Here is a 21,433-nt window from a genome sequence, read left to right on the forward strand (position 1 = left end):
CGCCGGGCAGAAACACACCCGGCGGCTGGCTCCCCGTGCCGGGAAGGCGCATTCCGCAACGCTCAAACTATTGGTTCTCGGTCAACTGGGCGAGCCTAGCCAGCGCCGAAAAACAGGGCAACCGGACGCGCGGACATGAGCCCGCCGCCCGGAACGCACGAACTCAGCTCTCGGTGAGCTCGCGGTACGCACCAGCGGTCAACAAACCCTCGACCGCCGCCGGATCATCCGGAGTGATCTCAACCAACCACCCCGCACCGTACGGATCCGTGTTGATCACCTCAGGGGTGTCGGCCAACGCGTCGTTGCGCGCCGCCACCGTGCCGCTCAACGGCGCGTAGATCTCCGACACGCTCTTCGTCGACTCGATCTCGCCCAGCGACTCACCTGCCGCCACCACCGCACCCTCGTCCGGCAACTGGACGAACACGATGTCACCCAGGGCGTCCTGCGCGAAGTGCGTGATACCGATCCGGACGGCAGCGCCGTCCCCACCAGCCACCCACTCGTGCTCGGCGGTGTACCGCAGATCCTCAGGAATCACCAGCTGCGTCCTTCGTCATCGGTGCACCGGGGAAAACCGGCGCGGCCGCGACCGGTCAGGAGACCGGCCGGGCGTGTTCCAGCTTGATCGGCGCGTGCAGCTGCGAAACCTCCACAGCCTCACTGTCCTCCGGCGTCACGTTACCGCCGGCCTCCTCCACCGATGCGACCACCCCGCCGGGAATGTTCAACGCCGTACGCAGCGTCGCCGGATCACCGATCACCAAGATCGTGTACGGGCCGTTCAACCGCCGCCCGTCCACCACCAGGCCACCGCCGGGCCCGTCCACGAAATACGTCGACGCGATGATCCGCACCGCCGTCCCGTCCGAGCCCGCGATCTGCATCGCCTCCGCGCCCGCGCCCCGCAGCTCCTGCACCGCGTCCAGGATCCGCGCCGCCGAGATCGCCTTGTCCGGACCGTCGAACCGCACCGACAGGCCCGGCCCCACCGCCGGCAACGTACCCGCCAGGATGCCCAGCTCGTCCGCCCGCCGCGTCGCCTCCTCCAGCGCCGCCTGCCGACCCTGCTCACCCGAACGCAACTGCCGCTGGCTCTCCTCCAGCGCCTCGATGTCCTGCCGAAGCCGCCGCTCCCGCGAATCCAGGTCCGACGAGATCCGGACCAGGTCCTCCTCCCGCGTCGCCGCGAGAGTCGGATCCGTCGACGTCGTCTTCAACTGCACCACCAGGGTGAACCCCAGCAACGCCAGCAACACCGCGATCATCGCGCCCGCCGACGTCAACCGCCGCGACACCGGCTTCGCCTCGGCCGGCGACGGCTGCTCCGCCGCCCCCGGCTCCTCCGCCATCGCTCCCGGCTCCTCGGCCGGCGGCGGCACGTCCTCCTGCTCGACCGGCCCGGCCGGCGCCAACGGGCTCAACTCGTCCGGGTCGGGCGCGTCCGGACGCGGATCCGGCTCACCGGCCGGACCCGCCGGCCGCTCCGGCTCCGCCGGCTCCGGCCAACCCGTGCCCGTCTCCCTGTGCTCCTCGCTCATCGCCACAAACCTACGCCCGGAACAGGTGCCGGCGGATCGCCGCCACGTTTCCGAAGATGCGCACCCCGAGCACGACCACCACACCCGTGGACAACTGACCGCCCACCCCCAACTGGTCACCCAGGTAGACGATCAGACCCGCCACCAGCACGTTCGAGATGAACGACACCACGAACTGCTTGTCGTCGAAGATCCGGTCCAGCTTCGCCCGCACCCCACCGAACACCGCGTCGAGCGCCGCCACCACGGCGATCGGCAGGTACGGCTGCAACGCCGCGGGCACCGTGGGATCCAGATACACCCCGAGCACCACACCGGCGAGCAACGCCAGCACCGCGATCATCGGCCACCTCCGGAGGGGCGAGGAGAGGAACCCGAGCCGGACGGCCCGGGACTGGTCGAACCGGCGACACCCGAACCCGACGGGCTCGGACTCACCGAAGGCTCGGCGTAGCGTAGCCGCGGCTGCGGAGCGGCCGGCAGGGTGAGGTCGTCCGCGTCCCTGACCCTGAACGACAGGCCCGTCGTCCGCTCCACGTCACGCATCAGGTCCGCCGCCCGGCTGTCCTCGAACCGGTCCCGCATCGACCCCGGCCCGATCGCCGTCACCTCGTACGGGCTCGTCACCGGCCGGTAGTCCACCAGGATCGCCTCACCCGCCTGACGGATCGTCGACGTGGCCGTCAACCGCTGGCCGTTCACCGCCACCGCCTCCGCGCCCGCCGCCCACAGCGCGTTCGCCACCTTCTGCAGGTCGGAGTAGAGCACCTGCGACGGCCCCGCCTCCGCCCCGGTCACCGCGTCCTTGTCCCTCGGCGCGTCCGCCAGGCGCACCACCACACCGTCACCGCGCACCCGGCCCAGACCGGTGCCCGCCTCCAGGGTGCGCAGCCGGGACGCCTGCGAACCGCTCAGCGCCGCGTCCCGCTGCCGGCTGACCTCCTCGCGCAGCTGATCCGCCCGCGCGGTCAACCGGTCCGTCTCCGCCTCGCGCTGCTTGATCTCGGCGATCAGCCCGGCCCGCGCCTGCGCCCGACCCGGCTCCTCGGCCATCGTCTCCCGGTAGGCCACCGCGAACAGCAACCCGATCACCAGCAGCACCACCACGCTCACCGGCCGGGCGAGCACCCGCCGCAGCCGCGACGGCGGCGCCACCGCCCGCCGGGCCGCCGCGTCGGCGTAACCCGGATCGAGCGGGTTGCGGAACAGCTCGGTGAGGAAGTCCGGCGCGTACACCCGCGCGGACGGGTCGCGGCCCTTGTCCTGGGGCGGCACCGCGGTCACGCCGCCGCTCCCGCGCGCCGCGCCCGCATCGCCCGGACCAGGCGGCTAGCCTGCACCACGTACATCGCGCCGGCCACCCAGTAGAGCACCAGGCCCCACCAGGCCAGCCCCCAGCCGATCGCGCCGGCCGCGGTGGCCACGCTCGAGGCGGCGGACGCCAGCAGCAGGATCGGGAACGCGGCCAGCAGCAGGAACGTGGCGGTCTTGCCCACGTAGTGCACCGGCGGCGGGCCGTAGCCGTAGCGGCGCAGCACCCCCAGCGAGCCGAGCAGCAGCACCTCGCGGGCCAGCAGAGCCCCGGTGAACTGCCACGGCACCACCTCACGCGCGGTGAACGCCAGCAGCGTGGCCAGGATGTAGAGCCGGTCGGCGAGCGGGTCGAGCAGCTCGCCCAACCGGCTGACCTGCTGGAGGCGGCGGGCGATCCAGCCGTCCACCCAGTCGCTGGTGCCGCCGATGGCCAGCACCACGATGGCGGCCACGTCGGCCTTGACCACCAAGAACAGGTAGAGGAAGAGCGGCACGCCGAGGAGCCGGACGAAGCTGATCACGTTCGGCAGGGTGAGGACACGGTCCCCCACGACCGCCGCCGCACCGCCGGGAGCCGGGTGCTCCGATGGAGCCGGCCGACGCGACACCGAACCTCCCTTCGCAGCACGGTCCGGCAGCCGAGTGAACGGCCGCCGCAGGAACGTGCGCGTTGCCGGCCGGTCTGACGCCGGCGCCCTCTGCGATCCCGGGCTGGGACCTCCCCGTTGCGGCCCAGGATCGCGTCGATCATGGGCCGGCCAGTTGCGCTGCCACTATATCGGGCTCCCCCGGCCCGCTTCGGGCCCCGCGCTGCGCCGGCGCTCAGCTTCAGCTTCTGTGCGGCGCCGCACAACCGGTAAGGCATCCTAGGATACTAGTTGAAAACGGCAGGGTGCCGACGGCTCGGGGCCGGTCGGGTCAGGCGGTGCGGGCCGAGTCGGAGGCGGCCTGCGGGCTGTTCATCGACGCGGCCTGGCCGAACGCGAGCAGCGCCAGCAGCAGTTCGTGCTGCACCCGGTTGGGCATCCGGTCCAGCACCGCCTGGACCGCCCGGTGCCGCCGCTCCATCAGCTCGTCCAGCAGGGTCTCCGCGGCGGCGGTGGGGATCAGGCGCACCTCGCGCCGGTCGCGGGGGTCGGGCACCCGGCGCAGCAGGCCGACGGCCTCCAGCCGGTCACAGAGCCGGCTCGCCGACGAGGGCACCACGTCGAGCAGCTCGGCCAGCCGGTTCACGTTGGTGCGCGGGTGCGCCATGATCAGCGACAGCACCCGCAACTGGGTCGGCGAGACGCCGACGGTGTGCCGCGAGGCGGCGGAGTCGAGCACACCGACGAGCGCCTCGGCGGCCGCATCGATGGCCGCGGCAAGATTCGGAGGTCGCTCCACCCGGTGTCCCCTGCGATCGTCCCGCTCGTGTTCGCTCCGCCGGTCCGTCACCGCACGCCGACGTCGTCCTCCGGCGGGCGGGAACCGCGCCAGTCCAGGCAGACGACGACCGCGTCGTCGCGGAGATCCGCGTCGGCGTGGTGCGCGTGCAGTTCGCGCATCACCGTACCAACTGCCTCGGTCGCCGGCTGCAACCGAGTGGACCGCATCGCGCGCGCCATGGCCCGGTCCCCGTACGGCTCCCGGCCGGCCGGCTCCGCCGCGTAGACCCCGTCGCTGACCACGAAGAGCCGGTCCCCCGGCTCCACGGCGAACTCCTGCAGGTCGTAGCGGGTCTCGGCGAACATGCCCAGCGGCAGTTGCTGCTCCAAGTCGATCGGCGTGACCGTCCCCCGGCGCAGCCGCAGCACGTGCGGCGAGCCCGCGTCCACGGCGCGCACCACGCCCCGCCGGTTGTCCAGCTCCAGCAGCAGCGTGGCCACGTGCCGGCTCCCCCGGTGCTGGTAGAAGATGGTGTCCGAGGCCAGTTCGGCCTGCTCGACCAGGCTGCCGCCGGAGCGTCGCGCGTTGCGCATCGCGTTGACGGTCACCGCGGTGAGCAGCGAGGCGGCCAGCCCGTTGCCGGCGCCGTTGAGCACCGTGACGGTGAGCCGGTCGCCGTCGACCGACCAGTCGAAGTGGTCGCCACCCACCGTGTACGCCGGTTCGAGCTGCCCGGCCAGCACGAAGTCGCCGTGCGTGACACTGCGCCCGGGAAGCAGGTCCCACTGCATCTCGGCGGCCATGGTGAGCCGCTCCCGGCGGCGCGCGCCGGTAGCGGTCGGTCTCCCGGTCCGCCGCCCGCAGCGCCACCGCCAGGTCGCCCGCGGCGTCCCGGGCCGCCTCCACCGTCGCGGCGTCCGGTGCGGACGGCAGCTCGACCATCAGCACGCCGAGCCGCTCCCCCCACGTCGACAGCGGCAGGTAGGCGCGGCAGCGGCCGTTCTCGCCGGTGTCCAGCACCGGCTGCTGGCTGCTGAAGCAGCGCTGCGCGACGCCCTGGCAGGCGAGGAACCCGCCCTCGGGCAGCTCCGGGTCCAGCACCGGCCAGAGCCCGGTGGACCGGTAGTCGGCGACGAACACCTCGGTCCGCGACGCGCCGAGCACCCGGCGGACGGCCGCGTCGGCGGCCTCCGCCAACTGGTCGGGGGGCGCGGCGCGCAGGGCGCGCGACACCGCTCCGGACGCGTCCGGCATGCTCACATCCTCCGCTGGCGACTATTGCCGTAGAGCAAGCATCATACGGAGGCCCACCGACACCGGTACGCCCCGGCTCCGGCCTGCGCCGCGGCGGTGTCGGTCGCGGGTGGACGGCCCCGCGCTCAGCCGGCCGGCTTGGTGGCCAGCGCGCCGTAGAAGGCGTCCGGCACGGGCTCCGGGGTGCCGGCCGGCCGCCACCGCGCCACCGGCACGATGCCGTCCGCCGTCGGCTGCCAGCGACCCAGCAGCGGCGCGAACCGCGCGGGCGCCCGCATCCGGAACGCCGGCCCCATCATGGCCAGCGCCTCCGGGTACGCGGCGAGCTCCTCGCTGTCGAAGTCGATCGCCAGGAAACTGCCCGGCGCGACCGCCTCGTACAGCTCGTCGAGGGTGCGGGCGAGGCTGTCGTCGTCGAGGAAGGCGGCCAGCCCGAGGAAGACGATCCCGACCGGTCTCCTCCCCCACCCCGGCACGAACCGGTGCAACTGGGCCGGGTCGACGGTGCCGATGTCGGCGGCGTCGCCGTAGCCGTAGCCGGCGCGGTCGCTGTCGGCCAGCAGGCGCTGGCCCAGCCGGACCGTCACCGGGTCGACGTCGGTGTAGAGCACGGTGGCGTCCGGGGCCACCTCGTGCACGTTGCCGCGGGTGGGCACCCCCGCCCCGAAGACCAGGAAGTTGTCCACCCCGGCATCGGCGATCGACCGGACCGCCCGGCCGAGGAAGTCGCGCAGCGCGCGGAAGATCTCCGCGCAGGGCCCGTACGCGTCCTCGAAGGCGCCGGCCGCGGCCACGTCGACGGGGTGGTGGTGCTCGCCGCCGAGCCAGTAGTCGATCATGCGGGCGGTACTCGGCTGGTCGGGCTCGGCCATCGACGAGGCTCCCTCTCTCCGGCGACGGTCGCCAGCGTACCCACGGGTCGGCTCGTGCGGTATCGCCTCGGCGGCCGCCCGCCGGCCGCGATACTGGCCGCGGGCGCCGACGGCGAGGAGGTACGGCATGAACTCGGCGAACGGCGCGGCCGTGGTGGTCGGGGTGGACGGCTCGGAGCCGGCGCTGAAGGCCGTGCGGCTGGCGGCGCAGGAGGCGGCCCGACGACAGCGACCGCTGCGGGTGGTGCACGGATTCATCTGGCCGCTGCTGCGCGTACCCGTGGCGCCGGCGGCCGGGGGGCCACCCGGCGGCGGGCTGCGGCACCAGGCGGAGGAGCTGGTCGCCGCGGCGGTGGCCGCGGCCGAGTCGGCCGCGCCCGGGCTGCGGGTCTCCGGCGAGATCATCGACGGGGAGGCCGCGGCGGTGCTGCTCGGCGAGTCCCCGACCGCCGCGATGATCGTGCTGGGCGACCGCGGCCTGGGCGGCTTCGCCGCCCTGGTGGTCGGCGCGGTGGCGATCCAGGTCGCCTCGTACGCCGACTGCCCGGTGCTGGTCGCCCGCGGCACGCCGCGCCCGAGCGGCCCGGTGGTGGTCGGGGTGGACGACTCCACCCTGTCGCACGCCGCGGTGGACTTCGCCGCCGAGGAGGCCGCCCTCCGGGGCACCCGGCTGCACACCGTGCACGCCTACACCCACCCGGTCTCCACCGGCCCCGGCGACATGCAACCCCTGGTGTACGAGGAGGGCCAGCTGCGCGGCGAGGAGAATCGGGTGCTGGACGACTCGCTCACCGACCTGGCCGAGCGCCGGCCGGAGGTGCCGGTCACCCGGGCCGTGGTGCACGCCCGGCCGGTCGCCGCGCTCGTCGAGGCGTCCCGCGAGGCCCAGTTGCTGGTCGTCGGCCGGCGCGGCCGGGGCGAGCTGACCGGCCTGCTGCTCGGCTCGGTGAGCCAGGGGGTGCTGCACCACGCCGACTGCCCGGTGGCCGTGGTCCGCGCCGCCGGCTGAACGGTTGGGCCCGGCCCCGGCGGGTAGACCGTACGGTCAGCCACAGCGACCGGAGGAGGCAGCGATGCCAGGACCACGGCCGGGCAGCAACGCGTACGACAAGGAACGGGCGCGGCTGCGTGATCTGATCGAGCAGTCCGGGCGAGCCGCCGATCAGGAGGCGAACCAGGTCGCGAACCGGATTCTCCAGGACGACCGCGGCCAGCGGGGCGTGGTGCGGGGCGAACGGACGTTCGGGCCCAAGGGCGAGCGCGAACCGGGCGACCCGAAGTGAGGGCCGCTCCCGTGGTCGACGGCGCCATCGCGGGCGCCGTCGGCAGCGCCGCGTTGAACGTCGTCAGCTACCTCGACATGGCGCTGCGGGGACGCCCGGCGAGCAGCACGCCGGAACTAACCGCCGGCAAGCTGGCCGACGCGGCGCACGTGGATCTGGGGCCCGAGGCGAAGGCGGCGAACCGCCGCTCCGGCCTCGGGCCCGTGATCGGCTACGGCACCGGCGTCGCCGCCGGCGCGCTCTTCGGCATCCTGGCCGCCCGCCGCCGGGTCCCCGTGCCGCTGGCCGTGGGGCTGCTCGGCGGTGGGGTGATGGCCACCTCAGACGGCTCGATAGCGGCGCTGCGCATCAGCGACCCGCGAACCTGGGGCAAGGCCGACTGGCTGTCCGACCTGGTACCGCACCTGGCGTACGGAGCGGCGGCCGCAGCCACCTGGCGGAGGCTGCGGCCGCCGTCGCGGCGGGACTGATCAGTCCCGCCGGTCGCTCTCGTCGTCGGCCACCGGCTCGCCGGCCGGGCCGTACGGCGACACCTGCCCCTTCGGGACCGGCCGCCCCACGTCCGCGTTGGACGTGCCCTTGTTCAGGGGATGCCCGCCCGCGTGGGTGGCGACCTTCCGGCTGTCCTGACTGGTCGCGCCGAGGTTGTTCCGGCGCAGCTCCTCCTGTTGCGGATTGACCACGGGTCTCTCCTTCCGGATGGAGCGCGCGACGTGGGCCGCGCACGTGATCTGGGTACCCGCCGCCACGGAGCGCATTCCGGCTCGGCCGCGGGCGTCTCATCGGGCGCCGGGCGGGTATCACCGAGGGATGCCAGACGATCGGAACGTGGCACGGGCGCTGCTGGACCGGCAGTCCCGCACCTACGCGGAGGAGGCCGGGATCGGCCTCGCCGACCGGCCGGGCCCGCTCTACCAGCTGCTCGTGCTCACCACGCTGCTGAGCACCCGCATCCGGGCGTGCGTGGCGATCGCCGCGGCGCGGGAGCTCTTCGCCGCCGGCTGGCGCACCCCCCAGGCCATGGAGGCGGCGACCTGGCAGGACCGCGTCGACGCGCTCGGCCGGGGCCACTACCGGCGTTACGACGAGCGGACCGCCACCATGCTCGGCACGGGAGCCCGGCTCTGCCTGGACCGGTGGCACGGGGACCTGCGCCGGATGCACAAGGAGGCCGACGGCGACCGGAGCGCGCTGCGCCGGCTGCTCACCGAGTTCCCCGGCATCGGCCCGACCGGCGCGGACATCTTCCTCCGCGAGGCACAGGCCGTCTGGCCGGACGTGCGCCCGTACGCCGACCGGCGGACCCTGGCCGGTGCGCGCCGGCTGGGCCTGCCGGCGAACCCGGGCGGCCTGGCCGGCCTGGTCGGCGAGGCCGACTTCGGGCGGCTGGCGTCGGCGCTGGTGCGGGTGGCGCTCGGCGAGGAGTCGGCCGGCGAGATCAGCCGGACCGCGGCGGCCCGCTGAGCCGGCCGGGCCTCACTTGGCCGGGCCCGGCTTGGTCAGGTTCCAGGCGAGCGCCGAGGCGAGCAGGGCCAGCAGCACCACGCCGCCGGAGATGCCGCCGCCCTCCTCGCCGCTGCTGCGGTGCCCGGTGGCGCCGAAATAGATCACGGCCAGCCCGGCGAGCACGGTGATGAACGTCCGCAGTCCTCGGTCCTTCACGTTCCGGACGGTACGGCCACCCGGTGCCCCGGAAGGCCCGTTTCGCGCGCTTGTCCCCCGGTCGGGTCACTCCGCCCGGCCACCGGCGGCCGGGCCGCGCAGGCGCACCCGGCGGATCGTCCGGTCGGACACCTCGACCACCTCGACGGTGAGCCCGGGCAGCCGGATCCGCTCCCCCGGACCGGTGGGCAGCCGGCCCAGCCCGGCCAGGACCAGCCCGGCGACGGTGGTGTACTCCCGGGTCAGCGGGAAGGTCACCTGCACGCCGGCGTCGGGGAGGTCGTGCAGCGGGAAGTCGCCGGGTAGCAGCAGCGCGCCGTCGGGCTCCCGGACCGCCTGGTGCACGTCCCGGTCGGTCTCGTCGTACAGTTCGCCGACCACCTCTTCGAGCAGGTCCTCCATCGTGACCAGGCCGTCGATCCCGCCGAACTCGTCGATGACCAGGGCGAGCTGCTCGTGGCGCTGGCGCAGCTGCCGCAGCGCGTCGGCGACCGGCAGCGTGCCGGGCAGCAGCACCGGCGGCCGGGCGCGCTGCCCGACCCCGGCCCCGTCGGCGTCGACCAGGTCGCGGATGTGCACCACCCCGCGCACGTCGTCCAAGCCGCCCGGGCCGGTCACCGGCGCCCGGGAACGGCCGGTGGCGGCCAGCCGACGCATGGCCTCCGCGGCCGACAGCTCCACCGGCAGCATCGTCACCTCACGGCGCGGCACCAGGATCTCCCGCAGGGTACGGCCGGCGATGTCGAACGCCCCGGCGAGGATCTCCCGCTGCTGCGCGGAGAGCCCGCGCTGGCTGACCAGCATCTCGCGCAGCTCCTCCTCGGTCACCTCCTGCCGGTTGGCCCGCGGATCGCCGCCGGCCAGCCGGACCAGCAGGTCGGTGGCCCGGCTGAGCAGCCACACCGCCGGGCGGGACACGCGGGCCAGCAGGTCCAGCGGCGCGGCGCTGAGCAACGCCCAGCGTTCCGCCGACTGCATGGCCAGCCGCTTCGGGGCCAGCTCGCCGACGACCAGCGTCACGAAGGTCAACACCATCGTCACCAGCACCACGGCCACCGGGCGCGCCGCCCGGCCGAGCAAGCCCAGCGGGCCGACCAGCGGCTCCGCCAGCGACACCGCGGCGGCCGCCGAGGCGAGGAACCCGGCCAGGGTGATGCCGAGCTGGATGGTGGCCAGGTAGCGGTTCGGCTCCCGGGCCAGGCGGGTCAGCCGCGCCCCGCTGCGTCCCGAGCGACCGAGCCGCCGCAGCTGCGCCTCGCGCAGCGTCACGATGGCCATCTCACTGCCGGACAGCGCCGCGTTGACCAGCACGAGGACCAGCACCAGGGCGATCTGGCCGGCCATCAGTCGGTCTCCAGGTCGTCCAGGGAGATCGCGTGGGTCATCAACCACCGGGCCAGCGCGCCCATCCCGAACAGCCACAGCGGCGCCGACTCGGTGGTGCCGTTCGTGGCGAAGACGGCGAACCGCAGGTCCGGTGCCCGGTACGCCTCGATGCGCCACCGGTGGTTCCTGTCCCGCCAGACCGCCGAGGGGTCCATGGCGTCACCGTAGGTGACCGGGCGCGACTCCCGGTGCCGCTTGGCTCACCCGCCCGGGTGGACCACCTCGCGGGCGTCGTCGGGCAGCCGCCGGGTGGCGCCCCGCCGGTCGAGCAGTTCCAGCAGCGGCACCGCCACGCGGCGGGTGGTGTCCAGGGCCTGCCGGGCAGCGCTGAGCGTGAACGGCTGCGGCAGCCCGGCGAGCACCCGCACCGCGTCGTCCAGGGCGCCGGGCAGCAGCACCACGTTGTCGGCGAGCTTGAGCAGGGCACCGGCGCGCACGGCCGCCCCGATCTCGCGGGGGCCGAGGCCGAGGTCGGCGAGGCGGTGCGCCTCGGGCGCCTGGAACGGGCGGTCGCCGTACTCGGCGCGGACCCGGGCCACCGCCCGGGCCACCGGTTCCGGCAGCGCGTCGCCAGGGGTGGCGGTGACCCGGCCGGCGCGCAGCCGCAGCGGTGGGCGCAGCAGCGCCTCCACCAGCGCCCGGTCGGGCAGGCCGAGGCGGTGCCGCAGCACGTCGACCGGTACGCCGGCCGCCAGGGGCTGCTCGCGGGCGTACCGGGCGACCTCCTCGGCGAGCCGGCGGCCCAGCTCCCGCCAGTGGTCCGGGTCGGCCAGCCAGTCCCCGGTGACCGGGGCGGCGCCGGCCGGCACGCCCATCCGGGTCAGCTCAGCGGCTCGGATCAGGCGCCGCCGGCGCAGCTCCCCGGCCAGGTCGGGCCGGCCGTCCAGCCCCGCGAGCACCGTGGCCCGGGCGGCGGCCGCGCCCCGGCGGCGCAGCGGCGGCGGGTCCACGTCCAGCACGGTCACGCCGCCGCTCACGTGGTGCCGGCCCGGGTCGCGCAGCAGCGCCCGGTCGCCGATCAGCAGCGGCAGCGGGCGGGCCAACCGGAGCCGGACGGTGTCCGGGCCGAGCGGGCGGACCCGGGCGGGCACCGCGGCCGAGCCGACGTGCAGGGTGAGGGTGGTCGGCAGGTCGGCGGCCGGATCACCGGCGAGCCGGACGTCGAGCAGGTCGGTGCCGCGGAACCGGCCCGGGCTGAGCAGGGCGTCGCCGCGGGCCACCCGGTCGCGGGGCAGCCCTCGCAGGTTCACCGCCACCCGGGCCACCGCGTCGACCTGGGCGTGGGCGGTGTTCAGCGCGTGCAGGCCGCGGACCCGGACCGGTTCCCCGGTGCCGGCGAGTTCGAGGGTGTCGCCGACGCGCAGCCGGCCACCGCCGAGGGTGCCGGTGACCACCGTGCCGCTGCCCCGGACGGTGAACGAGCGGTCCACCCAGAGCCGGACCGGGGCGTCGCGCGCCGGGTCGGGTAGCCGGGCGACCAGCCGGTCCAGCGCGGCCCGCAGGTCGGGCAGGCCGGCCCCGGTGACCCCGCTGACCGGCACGGCCTCCACCGCGCCGAGCGAGGTCGCGGCGATCTCCGCGCGGGCCCGGGCCAGCACCGGGCCCGGGTCGGCCAGGTCGGTGCGGGTCACCGCCAGCAGCCCGTACGACACCCCGAGCGCGTCCAGCGCGGCCAGGTGCTCCGCGGACTGCGGCATCCAGCCCTCGTCGGCGCCGACCACGATCAGCGCGGCCGGGACCGGCCCGACCCCGGCCAGCATGTTCGGCACGAACCGCTCGTGCCCGGGCACGTCGACGAACGCGATGGTGCCGCCGGAGGGCAGGGTGGTCCAGGCGAAGCCGAGGTCGATGGTCATGCCCCGGCGGCGTTCCTCGGCCCACCGGTCGGGTTCCATCCCGGTCAGCGCCCGGACCAGCGTGGACTTGCCGTGGTCGACGTGCCCGGCGGTGGCCACCACCCACACGGTCAGGCCCCGACCCGCAGGATCGCCGACCGCACGTCCGGGTCCGCGGCGGCGGGCACGCAGCGCAGGTCGAGCAGGAGCCGGCCGTGCAGCACCCGGCCGAGGATCGGCGGCGCGCCGGTGCGCAGCGGCTCGGCGTACCGCTCGGGCAGGCTCAGCGCCCACGAGTCGAGTTCGACACCGGGTGCGCCGCCGCCGCCGACCACCGCCGCGCTGGGCACCACCTCGGCCTTGCAGCCGTCCTCGCCGAGCCGGTCGCGGAGCCGCTCGGTGCGGGCGCGCAGCGCGCCCGGCTCCGCGTGCAGGGCCTCCCGGGTCGGGTTGGTCGGCGCGTGCAGGGTGGCGGCGAGCGCGGCCAGGGTCAGCTTGTCCACCCGCAGCGCCCGGGCGAGCGGGTGCCGGCGCAGCCGCTCGACCAGGTCCGCCGCGCCGAGCAGCAGGCCGGCCTGCGGCCCGCCGAGCAGCTTGTCGCCGCTGGCGGTGACCAGGTGCGCGCCGGCGCGCAGCGTGGTCGCGGCGTCCGGCTCGTCGGGCAGCAGCGGGTCGGGGGCGAGCAGCCCGGAGCCGATGTCGGCGACCACCGGCACACCGAGGGTGGCCAGGTCGCCCACCGGCACGGCCGAGGTGAAGCCGGTGACCCGGAAGTTCGACGGATGCACCTTGAGGACGAACCCGGTGCGCGGACCGACGGCGGCGGCGTAGTCCGCGAGGCCGGTGCGGTTGGTGGTGCCGACCTCGCGCAGCCGGGCGCCGGTGCTCTCCAGCAGGTCGGGCAGGCGGAACCCGTCGCCGATCTCGACGAGTTCGCCGCGGCTGACCACGATCTCCCGGTCCGCGGCGAGCGCGGTGGCGGCCAGCACCAGGGCGGCCGCGCCGTTGTTGACCACGTGCACGGCCGGCGCGTCGGGCACGGCGGCGGCGAGCGCGTCGAGCGCCTCCCGGCCGCGCCGGGCCCGTCGCCCCGTGCGCAGGTCCAGTTCCACGTCGGTGTGCCCGGCGGCGGCCACCAGGGCGTCGACGGCGGCGGCCGCCAGCGGGGCCCGGCCCAGGTTGGTGTGCAGCACGACGCCGGTGGCGTTGAGCACCGCCCGGGGTGCCGGCGCGGGCAGGTCGGCCAGCGCGGCGTCGCGTACCTGCTCGGGGGTGAGCTCACCCGTGCGGGCCCGCCGCTGCGCCCGGACGATCGCGGCCTTGACCCGGTCGCGGCCGAGCGTGCCGGCTGCGGCGGCCAGCGCCGGGTCGGCGAGCAGCGCGTCCGTCCGCGGCACCCGCCGCCGCGGGTCGACGTCACGCATCGGGTCTCCCAAGGGACAGCTTGGCGGAGACGGACGGGAATCGAACCCGCCTGGCCCGGGTCCCGGACCACACCGGTTTTGAAGACCGGGAGGGGCACCAGCCGCCTGAACGCCTCCACCCAGCACCTAACCACATGTGATCTCCGGCCGCCTGCGGAGGGCGGGAAGCGCACCGGATCAGGGCCCCGGCGTCTGGAAGTGAGGTCGTGGCTCGCCGGGCGTGGTGGGCAGGTGGGTGATCGGCGGAAGCACCAGCGCGACGAAGGCGAGGATGCCGATCACCGTGAAGGGCAGGGTGTAGCTCTTGCCGCTGGCGTCGTAGAGCAGCGCCGTGAGCAGGGGACCCACCACTCCCCCGATGCTCCACGCCACGATCATCGCCCCGTAGATCGCGCCGGCGTTCGGCGTGCCGAAGTAGTCGGCGGCGGTCGCCGGCATGGTGCCGAAGCCGCCGCCGTAGGCGAGGTAGACCAGGGCGGCGAGGACGGCGAAGAGCCAGAACGCGGAGGCGTGCGGCAGGATCAGGAAGCAGACGCCCTGCAGCGCGAGCATGCCGATGAACGCCGTCATCCGGCCGACCCGGTCGGACAGCCACGCCCAGGCCACCCGTCCGCCACCGTTGAACAGGCCGAGGATGCCGACCAGGCCGGCGGCGGTCGCGGCGCCGACCCCGGCAACCGCCTGCGCGGCGTCCGCGGCCTGGGAGATCAGCGCGATACCGCAGGTCACGTTGAGCGTGAGGATCAGCGTGAGCAGGTACCACTGCCGGGTGCGCAGCGCCTCACCGAAGGTGTAGACCCGGGTGCCGGCGACGGCCCGGCCGCCGACCGCCGGGGTGAAGCCCGGCACCTGGTAGCCGGTCGGCGGGTCGCGGAAGAAGGACGCTCCCAGCAGCACCGCGACCAGGTAGCCGATGCCCAGGGGCAGGAAGACACTGGTCTTGTGGTCGGTCCCGGCCAGCAGCGCCTTCGCCACCGGTGCGGTGATCACCGCACCGAAGCCGAAGCCGGCGACGGCGATCCCGGTGATCAGCCCGCGCTTGTCGGGGAACCACTTGCTGAGCATGGCGATCGGCGTGATGTACGCGGCGCCGAGCCCGATGCCGCCCAGCACGCCGTAGGTGAGCAGCAGCAGCCACAGCTGGTCGCTCGACGACACCAACGACGCGAGCATGGTCCCGACGGCGTACAGGATCCCGCCGCCCAGCGCCACCGGCCGTGGCCCGCGCCGGTCCTGGATGCGCCCGCCCACCAGGCTGCCGATGAAGATGGTCCCGATCGCCACCTCGAACGGCAGCACCACCTCGGCCTTGCTCCACCCGAACTCGGCCTGGAGCGGCTTGTTGAACACACTCCAGGCGTAGACGGCGCCCAGCGCGAGCTGGACGAGCACGGCCGCGACGACGAGACCCCAACGGCCTCGCGTCGGTGGTGGATTTCCCCGCGAATCCGCGGTTGTTGTGGCCATGAGCGGTACCCCCGTATCGGCTCATGGGCCGGCGCCTGTCCTGCCTATCCCCCGTTCGGGCCGGCGCCCGGCCCGTTGACGTCTGGTCCTTGGCTCTCCCGCCGCCCGGCCCGTTCCCGCTGCGGCACCACGGTGTACTTCGGGTCCTTCGCCGAGACGATGCCGCCGTGGAAGATGCCGAACCGGGTGCAGACGGAGGCGGCGAGCAGCGCGCCGCCGGACAGCCCCGAGAGCACCCGGCTGCGGCGCCCGACGAGCGCGCCGACCACCCCGGCGGCGGTGAGCGCACGACCGGCGCGCAGCAGCTTCCCGGCGGTGCCGGTCGCGTAGGGCTCGCTGAGCAGCCCGAGCCGGGTCTCCACCCGGTGCGCGCCCCACAGCTCCAGCGCCGCGCCGGCGACCGCGAGACGCCGCGCCGGCCCGGCCTGCCCGGTGGGCGCGGCCAACAGCCCGACGCCCGCCCCGCTGGCCAGCGCGCTGCCCGCGAAGATGACCGGCAGTTCCGGGTACGCCTCGTGCCAGGACGGCACCGCCGTGTCGGCGAGCAGCACCCCGGTGTACGTGGCCAGGGCCGGAGCGGTGACCGCGGCGACCAGCCCGGCGGCGTTCCCGGCCGGCGGCAGCAGCTTCCGGCCGAGCCCCAGCAGCCCGCGCTCGGGCAGGCGCGGCGCGGCCTCGGCCACCGCGGCCAGCCCGGCGGCCGGCCCGAAGGTGGTGAGGATCCAGGTGCCCACGGACATCGGCGAGGTCACCTTCGCCACCCGCAGCATGTGGTGGAACCGGCTCGGCTTGCCCAGGTCGTGGACGAGGAAGTACGCGCTGGCCGTCACCGCCGCGAGCGAGGTGACCCGGCCGGCGCGGCGCAGCGCCGGCCGCGCGGTGAGCTGCCCGCCGGCGGCCAGCAGCGACGACCCGGCGGCGAGCCCGCCGGTGAACAGGTACGCGGCGACGTCCCACCGCCATACCGGCGCCTTGAGGATCGGCCGCCCGTAGTAGGAGGTGAACTCGGCGGGCGGCACGGCGAGCCGCTCCCCGCCGCCGCCCCTGCGGCGGCCCCGACGCCGTTCCGCGGGTGGGACGTCGCCGGGTGGCTGGGGCGCCAGCCCGGCCTCGACGGTCCCCGCGTCGGTGCGCGCCACGCCGGCCCCGGCGCCGGTCGCCCGGCTCCCGTTCGCGCCCGTCGCGCCCGCCTTCGGGCCGTGGCCACCCGGCTCGCCGGCGGCGAGCCGCTCGCGGAATCGGCGGAACAGGTCGCCGACGGCGGGGCGATCGGGACTCACGATGAACCTCCGACGAACGCGGCGACGGCCGCCGCCGCCATGGCCAGGGCGGCCAGCCCGGCCCGCTTCCACATCTTCGGCAGGTCCCGGGTGGTGACCACCGGGTCCGGCGGCAGGCCGTACACCTCGGGCTCGTCGAGCAGCAGGAAGAACGCGCCGTCCCCGCCGACGCCGTCGGTCGGGTCGTGGCCGTAGAGGCGGGCCTCCGGCACACCGCGGTCGTGCAGCTGGGCCACCCGCTGGGCGGCGCGCTCCCGCAGCTCGTCCAGGGGTCCGAACTGGATCGACTCGGTCGGGCAGGCCTGCGCGCAGGCCGGCGTCTGCCCGGCGCCCAGCCGGTCGTAGCAGAGCGTGCACTTCCACGCCCGGCCGTCGCCCTTGCGCTGGTCGATCACCCCGTACGGGCAGGCGGAGATGCAGTAGCCGCAGCCGTTGCAGATGTCCTCCTGCACCACGACCGTGCCGAACTCGGTGCGGAACAGGGACCCCGTGGGGCAGACGTCCAGGCAGGCGGCGTGGGTGCAGTGCTTGCAGACGTCCGACATCATCAGCCAGCGGAAGTCGGTCCGCGTGTCGGCGCCGGTGGCCCGCCCCGGCGGCTGGGCGCCGGGCATGCCGAGGAACTCCGGGCCGGCCGCCATCCGCGCCGCCGGTTCCGGCCGGCCGGGCGGCACCCCCGGCGTGGTGCCGGTGTCGGTGGTCGTGCCGGCTGCGATCGCCGCGCTCTGCGCGCTGGCCGGCGGGCCGGTCGGGGTGTTCTCGAAAGGCGGGGTCCGGTGCCCGGCCGGGCGGGGCTGCTCGATGAACGCGACGTGCCGCCAGGAGTTGGCGGTCAGTGCGCCGGTGTTGTCGTACGACATGCCGAGCAGGTCGAAGCCCGAGTCCGGGACGCCGTTCCACTCCTTGCAGGCGACCTCGCAGGCCTTGCAGCCGATGCAGACGCTGGTGTCGGTGAAGAAGCCCATCCGCGGACCGGCCTCGACCCAGCCGGCGTCCGGCGCCGGGTCCAGCGGACCGTAGAGGCTGTTGGCGTCAGGCATCCTCGCCCCTGTCCCGCGCCGCGTCGGCGGACCGCTCGTCGGTGCCGCCGGCGGCGTCGTCCCCGGTGGTGACGATCGGCACCCGCCGGCCCGGCGCCATCCCGGCGCGCCGCCGGTAGTCGGCCACCAGGTCGAGCAGGGACGGTCCGGTGGGCCGCCGGCCCGGCCGGACGTCGCAGGTGCCGACCTTGCTCTCCTGGATGAGCACGTTCGGGTCCAGGGTGATGCCGAACAGGTCGTTGGCCGAGTCGCCGGTGACCAGGCCCTCGGTACCGAAGTGGTACGGCAGCCAGACCTGGTGGATCACCCGGCCGTCGACCCGCAGCGGGGTGAGCCGGTCGGTGACCAGCACCCGCGCCTCGATCACCGCGCGGCCGCTGACCAGGTGCGCCCAGCCGAGGTTCGCCAGCCCCACCTCGGCGGCCAGCTCCGGAGACACCTCCACGAACATCTCGGGTTGCAGCTCGGCCAGGCGCGGCACGGTCCGGCTCATCCCGCCGGCGGTGTGGTGCTCGGTGAGCCGGCTGACCGTGAACACGTACGGGAAGACCTGGCTGTGCGGCTCCGGCGGGCTCGGGTTGACCGAGTTCACCGGGTGCTCGTAGACCTTGCGGGTCGGGTTGGCCTGCTGCCCGTAGAGCGGATTGCGCATGGGCGACTCGGCCGGCTCGTAGTGCGTCGGCAACGGCCCGTCGAGCACCCCGCTGGGCGCGTACAGCCAGGCCTTGCCGTCGCCCTGCATGACGAACGGGTCGTCACCGGCGAGGGCCTCCGTTCCGGAGGTGCCGTCCAACGGCCGGTAGCTCGGCGGTTTGGTCTTCTCGAAGTCCGGCACGTCGTAGCCGGTCCACTCGCCCTTGTCGGGGTCCCACCAGACGTACTTCTTGCGCTCGCTCCACGGCCGCCCATCGGGGTCGGCCGAGGCGCGGTTGTAGAGGATGCGCCGGTTGGCCGGCCACGCCCAGCCCCACTCGGCGGCCACCCAGTCCTGCTCGTACCGCGACTTGCGGCGGGCCGCCTGGTTGACACCGTCGGCGTAGACGCCGGAGTAGATCCAGCAGCCGACCGCGGTGGAGCCGTCGTCCCTGGCCTCCGGGAACCCGCTGAGCGGGCGGCCGCTGGCCACCTCGTAGCCGTTGATCTCCTTGAGCACCGCCTCGGCGCTCGGCTCGGCCTCGGGGCCGTGCGTCGGGTAGTCCCAGGCCAGGTCGAGCAGCGCCCGGTCGCGGGGCTTCGTGGAACCGGCCAGCTTCTCCCGCAGCACCCGGCCGAGGTGGTAGAAGAACCACAGCTCGGAGCGGCAGTCGCCCGGCGGCTCGACGGCCTTCTCCCGCCACTGGAGCATCCGCTGGGTCTGGGTGAAGGTGCCCTCCTTCTCCACGTGCGACGCGGCGGGCAGGAAGAACACCTCCGTGCGGCACTCCTCCGGCACGATCTCGCCGGTGGCGATCTCGGGACTGTTCCGCCAGAAGGTGGCGCTCTCGATCATGAACAGGTCGCGGACGACCAGCCAGTCGAGGTTGGCCATGCCGAGCCGCTGGGCCCGGCCGTGCGCCGAGCCGACGGCCGGGTTCTGGCCGAGCAGGAAGTAGCCCTTCACCCTGCCGTCGATCATGTTCAGCACCTGCTGGTACGTCCCGTGGTCGCCGGTCATCCGGGGCAGGTAGCCGTAGCAGAAGTCGTTCTCCGGCGTCGCCGCGTCCCCCCAGTACGCCTTGAGCAGGCTCGCCGCGTAGGCCCGCGAGTTGGCCCAGAAGCCCTTCTGGCCCGGGTGGCGGATGCTGTTCACCCACTCGTCGAAGGTCGGGTGGTCGGCGTGGTGCGGCATCGGCAGGTAGCCGGGCAGCAGGTTGAACAGGGTCGGGATGTCGGTGGAGCCCTGGATGCTGGCGTGCCCGCGCAGCGCCAGGATGCCGCCGCCCGGCCGGCCCATGTTGCCCAGCAGGGTCTGGATGATCGCGCCGGTGCGGATGTACTGCACGCCGACGCTGTGCTGGGTCCAGCCCACCGAGTAGACCAGCGCGCCGGTGCGCTCCCGGCCCGAGTTCTCCGTCCAGGCGCGGGCCAGCTCCTCGAACTTCTCCACCGGGATGCCGCAGACCCGGGCCACCATCTCCGGGGTGTAGCGGGAGAAGTGCCGCTTGAGGATCTGGTAGACGCAGCGCGGGTGCTGCAACGTCTCGTCCCGCTGGGTGTTCGCGGACACGGGCATGCCGTGCGACTCGTGGCGCAGGCCGGCCGCGGTCTCCCGCTCCTTCGCGGTGTCCTCCGCCTCGCGCTGGTGCTCCTGGCCCTGGTACTTCCAGCTGCCCTGGTCGTAGCTGTTCCGGTCGGGGTCGTAGCCGGAGAAGAGCCCGTCGAGGTCCTCGGTGTCGGCGAACTGGTCGCTGACGATCGTCGCGGCGTTGGTGTACGCCACCACGTACTCCCGGAAGTCCAGCTCGTTCTCCAGGATGTACCGCACCACGCCGCCGAGCAGCGCGATGTCGGTGCCCACCCGGATGGGCAGGTACGTGTCGGCGAGCGCGCTCGTCCGGGTGAACCGGGGATCCACATGGAAGACCTTGGCGCCGCGCTTCTTGGCCTCCATCACCCACTGGAAGCCCACCGGGTGGGCCTCGGCCATGTTGGAGCCCTGGATGACGATGACGTCAGCGTTGACCAGGTCCTGCTGGAAATCCGTCGCGCCGCCGCGACCGAAGCTGGTCCCCAGACCGGGGACGGTGGCGGAGTGTCAAATGCGGGCCTGGTTCTCGATCTGGAGTGCCCCCATCGCCGTGAACAGCTTCTTGATGAGGTAGTTCTCCTCGTTGTCCAGCGTCGCCCCGCCCAGGCTGGAGATGCCCAGCGTGCGGTTGAGCGGGCGACCCTGGTCGTCGACGTCCTCCCAGGTCTCGTCGCGGGCGGCGAGGATCCGGTCGGCGATCATGTCGAGCGCGACGTCGAGATCCAGGTCCTCCCACTCCGTGGCGTACGGCCGGCGGTAGCGCACCTTGGTCTGCCGCAGCGGGCTGGTCACCAGGTTCTTGCTGGCCGCGCCCTTCGGGCAGAGCCGGCCGCGGGAGATGGGGCTGTCGAGGTCGCCCTCGATCTGGGCGACCTGCCCGTCCTTCACGTACACCCGCTGCCCGCAGCCCACCGCGCAGTAGGGGCAGACCGACCGGGCCACGCTGTCGGCCGTCTCGGTGCGCGCGGTCAGCGCCGCCGAGCGGGCCGACTGCGCCGCGGCGCCCCGGCCCAGCGGGTCGGTGCCGGTGAGCTGCCGGTAGACCGGCCACCCCTGGATGAAGGTCTTCAGACCCATCGCGGCACCCCCTCCCGGCTCGCGGGTAGCTGACCTTTTGAACATTAGGCCAGGCGAGGTGTGCTCGCGACCCGGGGCGCAAAACAGCGGCGCCCCGACCGGATGGCCGGGGCGCCGCTGGGCGTCGGTGTGCAGGTCGCCTCTCGGCGAGTGGCACGACGCGGCTCCAGCCGAACGGTATTCCGCGAAGGCAATTTAGGTGAGGCCCGGGGACACTGGACACACCGACGCTCTGCACAACGGTACTGGCTCGCCTGTTCTTCCGCCGGTTCTCGGTGACGGCGGTCACGGGCGTTGTCCTCGGTACGCCGCTGGCCGGCACCCCGGTGTTCGGGGTGCCGGCCAGCGGTTTGTTGGCTCAGCTGTTCCAGTACTGGGCGACGATGTCGGCGGCCTGCTG

Annotated in this window: 21 protein-coding genes, 1 tRNA gene and 1 pseudogene; 4 read left to right on the forward strand and 19 right to left on the reverse strand. The window is 74.5% G+C overall.

Annotated elements, in window-relative coordinates; translation table 11 throughout:
• Positions 1–163: 163 nt before the first annotated feature.
• The 8 genes and pseudogenes from gcvH to ACFYPD_RS18190 all read right to left on the reverse strand — a co-directional run bounded on the left by gcvH (position 164) and on the right by ACFYPD_RS18190 (position 6,352).
• Entirely contained in the window at positions 164–544 is a 381-nt protein-coding gene (gene gcvH / locus ACFYPD_RS18155; protein ID WP_387114305.1) for a glycine cleavage system protein GcvH, read from the reverse strand.
• 55 nt (positions 545–599) lie between these two features.
• Positions 600–1,544: a DUF881 domain-containing protein gene (locus ACFYPD_RS18160; RefSeq protein ID WP_387114308.1), complete on the reverse strand. Its 945-nt coding sequence runs from the start codon at positions 1,542–1,544 to the stop codon at positions 600–602.
• A gap of 10 nt (positions 1,545–1,554) precedes the next feature.
• The gene (locus ACFYPD_RS18165; protein WP_007071104.1) at positions 1,555–1,887 is read right to left on the reverse strand and encodes a small basic family protein; all 333 of its coding nucleotides are present in this window, start codon (positions 1,885–1,887) and stop codon (positions 1,555–1,557) included.
• Complete coding sequence (locus ACFYPD_RS18170; protein ID WP_387114311.1) at positions 1,884–2,828, reverse strand: DUF881 domain-containing protein; 945 nt, start codon at positions 2,826–2,828, stop codon at positions 1,884–1,886. The genes ACFYPD_RS18165 and ACFYPD_RS18170 overlap by 4 nt, the downstream gene beginning before the upstream one ends.
• Complete coding sequence (locus ACFYPD_RS18175; RefSeq protein WP_387114314.1) at positions 2,825–3,466, reverse strand: CDP-alcohol phosphatidyltransferase family protein; 642 nt, start codon at positions 3,464–3,466, stop codon at positions 2,825–2,827. The genes ACFYPD_RS18170 and ACFYPD_RS18175 overlap by 4 nt, the downstream gene beginning before the upstream one ends.
• 310 nt (positions 3,467–3,776) lie before the next feature.
• Entirely contained in the window at positions 3,777–4,244 is a 468-nt protein-coding gene (locus ACFYPD_RS18180) for a MarR family winged helix-turn-helix transcriptional regulator (RefSeq protein WP_387114317.1), read from the reverse strand.
• Between the two features lie 47 nt (positions 4,245–4,291).
• Positions 4,292–5,480: pseudogene (locus tag ACFYPD_RS18185) on the reverse strand (PP2C family protein-serine/threonine phosphatase).
• A gap of 125 nt (positions 5,481–5,605) precedes the next feature.
• Positions 5,606–6,352: an SAM-dependent methyltransferase gene (locus tag ACFYPD_RS18190; RefSeq protein ID WP_387114320.1), complete on the reverse strand. Its 747-nt coding sequence runs from the start codon at positions 6,350–6,352 to the stop codon at positions 5,606–5,608.
• 127 nt (positions 6,353–6,479) lie between these two features.
• On the opposite strand from ACFYPD_RS18190, the gene ACFYPD_RS18195 reads away from it, so the two are divergent.
• From ACFYPD_RS18195 to ACFYPD_RS18205, 3 genes are all read left to right on the forward strand, one after another.
• Entirely contained in the window at positions 6,480–7,361 is an 882-nt protein-coding gene (locus tag ACFYPD_RS18195; RefSeq protein WP_387114323.1) for a universal stress protein, read from the forward strand.
• 64 nt (positions 7,362–7,425) lie between these two features.
• Positions 7,426–7,635 (forward strand): phosphatidylethanolamine-binding protein, encoded by a 210-nt coding sequence (locus ACFYPD_RS18200; RefSeq protein ID WP_091306867.1) that lies wholly within the window; start codon positions 7,426–7,428, stop codon positions 7,633–7,635.
• Complete coding sequence (locus tag ACFYPD_RS18205) at positions 7,632–8,105, forward strand: hypothetical protein (protein ID WP_387114326.1); 474 nt, start codon at positions 7,632–7,634, stop codon at positions 8,103–8,105. The genes ACFYPD_RS18200 and ACFYPD_RS18205 overlap by 4 nt, the downstream gene beginning before the upstream one ends.
• Here the strand turns inward: ACFYPD_RS18205 and ACFYPD_RS18210 are convergent, their stop codons facing one another.
• Positions 8,106–8,318: a hypothetical protein gene (locus ACFYPD_RS18210; RefSeq protein ID WP_387114328.1), complete on the reverse strand. Its 213-nt coding sequence runs from the start codon at positions 8,316–8,318 to the stop codon at positions 8,106–8,108.
• A 127-nt stretch (positions 8,319–8,445) separates the two neighbouring features.
• Here ACFYPD_RS18210 and ACFYPD_RS18215 point away from each other — a divergent pair, with 127 nt between their 5' ends.
• Positions 8,446–9,099, forward strand: coding sequence for a hypothetical protein (locus tag ACFYPD_RS18215; RefSeq protein ID WP_387114330.1), 654 nt, complete (start codon positions 8,446–8,448; stop codon positions 9,097–9,099).
• Positions 9,100–9,111: 12 nt separating this feature from the next.
• Here ACFYPD_RS18215 and ACFYPD_RS18220 read toward each other — a convergent pair whose 3' ends face one another.
• From ACFYPD_RS18220 to fdh, 10 genes are all read right to left on the reverse strand, one after another.
• Positions 9,112–9,297: a hypothetical protein gene (locus ACFYPD_RS18220; RefSeq protein ID WP_151461500.1), complete on the reverse strand. Its 186-nt coding sequence runs from the start codon at positions 9,295–9,297 to the stop codon at positions 9,112–9,114.
• Between the two features lie 66 nt (positions 9,298–9,363).
• A complete protein-coding gene (locus tag ACFYPD_RS18225) occupies positions 9,364–10,641 on the reverse strand; it encodes a hemolysin family protein (protein WP_387114333.1) in 1,278 nt (425 codons plus the stop codon).
• Positions 10,641–10,838 carry a hypothetical protein gene (locus ACFYPD_RS18230; protein ID WP_154226930.1) on the reverse strand — a complete coding sequence of 66 codons (198 nt, stop codon included), beginning with the start codon at positions 10,836–10,838 and terminating at the stop codon, positions 10,641–10,643. The genes ACFYPD_RS18225 and ACFYPD_RS18230 overlap by 1 nt, the downstream gene beginning before the upstream one ends.
• A 45-nt stretch (positions 10,839–10,883) precedes the next feature.
• Positions 10,884–12,647, reverse strand: a complete 1,764-nt coding sequence (gene selB / locus ACFYPD_RS18235; RefSeq protein WP_387114337.1) for a selenocysteine-specific translation elongation factor — start codon at positions 12,645–12,647, stop codon at positions 10,884–10,886.
• 2 nt (positions 12,648–12,649) lie between these two features.
• Entirely contained in the window at positions 12,650–13,942 is a 1,293-nt protein-coding gene (gene selA, locus ACFYPD_RS18240; RefSeq protein ID WP_387114340.1) for an L-seryl-tRNA(Sec) selenium transferase, read from the reverse strand.
• Between the two features lie 21 nt (positions 13,943–13,963).
• Positions 13,964–14,059, reverse strand: a tRNA-Sec gene (locus ACFYPD_RS18245).
• Positions 14,060–14,119: 60 nt separating this feature from the next.
• Positions 14,120–15,334, reverse strand: coding sequence for an OFA family MFS transporter (locus tag ACFYPD_RS18250; RefSeq protein WP_387114343.1), 1,215 nt, complete (start codon positions 15,332–15,334; stop codon positions 14,120–14,122).
• Positions 15,335–15,453: 119 nt separating this feature from the next.
• On the reverse strand, positions 15,454–16,689 hold the full coding sequence (nrfD, locus tag ACFYPD_RS18255; protein WP_387114346.1) for an NrfD/PsrC family molybdoenzyme membrane anchor subunit: 1,236 nt from the start codon (positions 16,687–16,689) through the stop codon (positions 15,454–15,456).
• Complete coding sequence (locus ACFYPD_RS18260; protein ID WP_387114349.1) at positions 16,686–17,729, reverse strand: 4Fe-4S dicluster domain-containing protein; 1,044 nt, start codon at positions 17,727–17,729, stop codon at positions 16,686–16,688. Before ACFYPD_RS18260 ends, nrfD begins: the two co-directional genes overlap by 4 nt.
• Complete coding sequence (fdh, locus tag ACFYPD_RS18265) at positions 17,722–21,033, reverse strand: formate dehydrogenase (RefSeq protein ID WP_387114352.1); 3,312 nt, start codon at positions 21,031–21,033, stop codon at positions 17,722–17,724. The genes ACFYPD_RS18260 and fdh overlap by 8 nt, the downstream gene beginning before the upstream one ends.
• Positions 21,034–21,433: the final 400 nt, after the last annotated feature.

The sequence above is a fragment of the Micromonospora sp. NPDC005299 genome (assembly GCF_042872345.1).
GTDB lineage: Bacteria > Actinomycetota > Actinomycetes > Mycobacteriales > Micromonosporaceae > Micromonospora.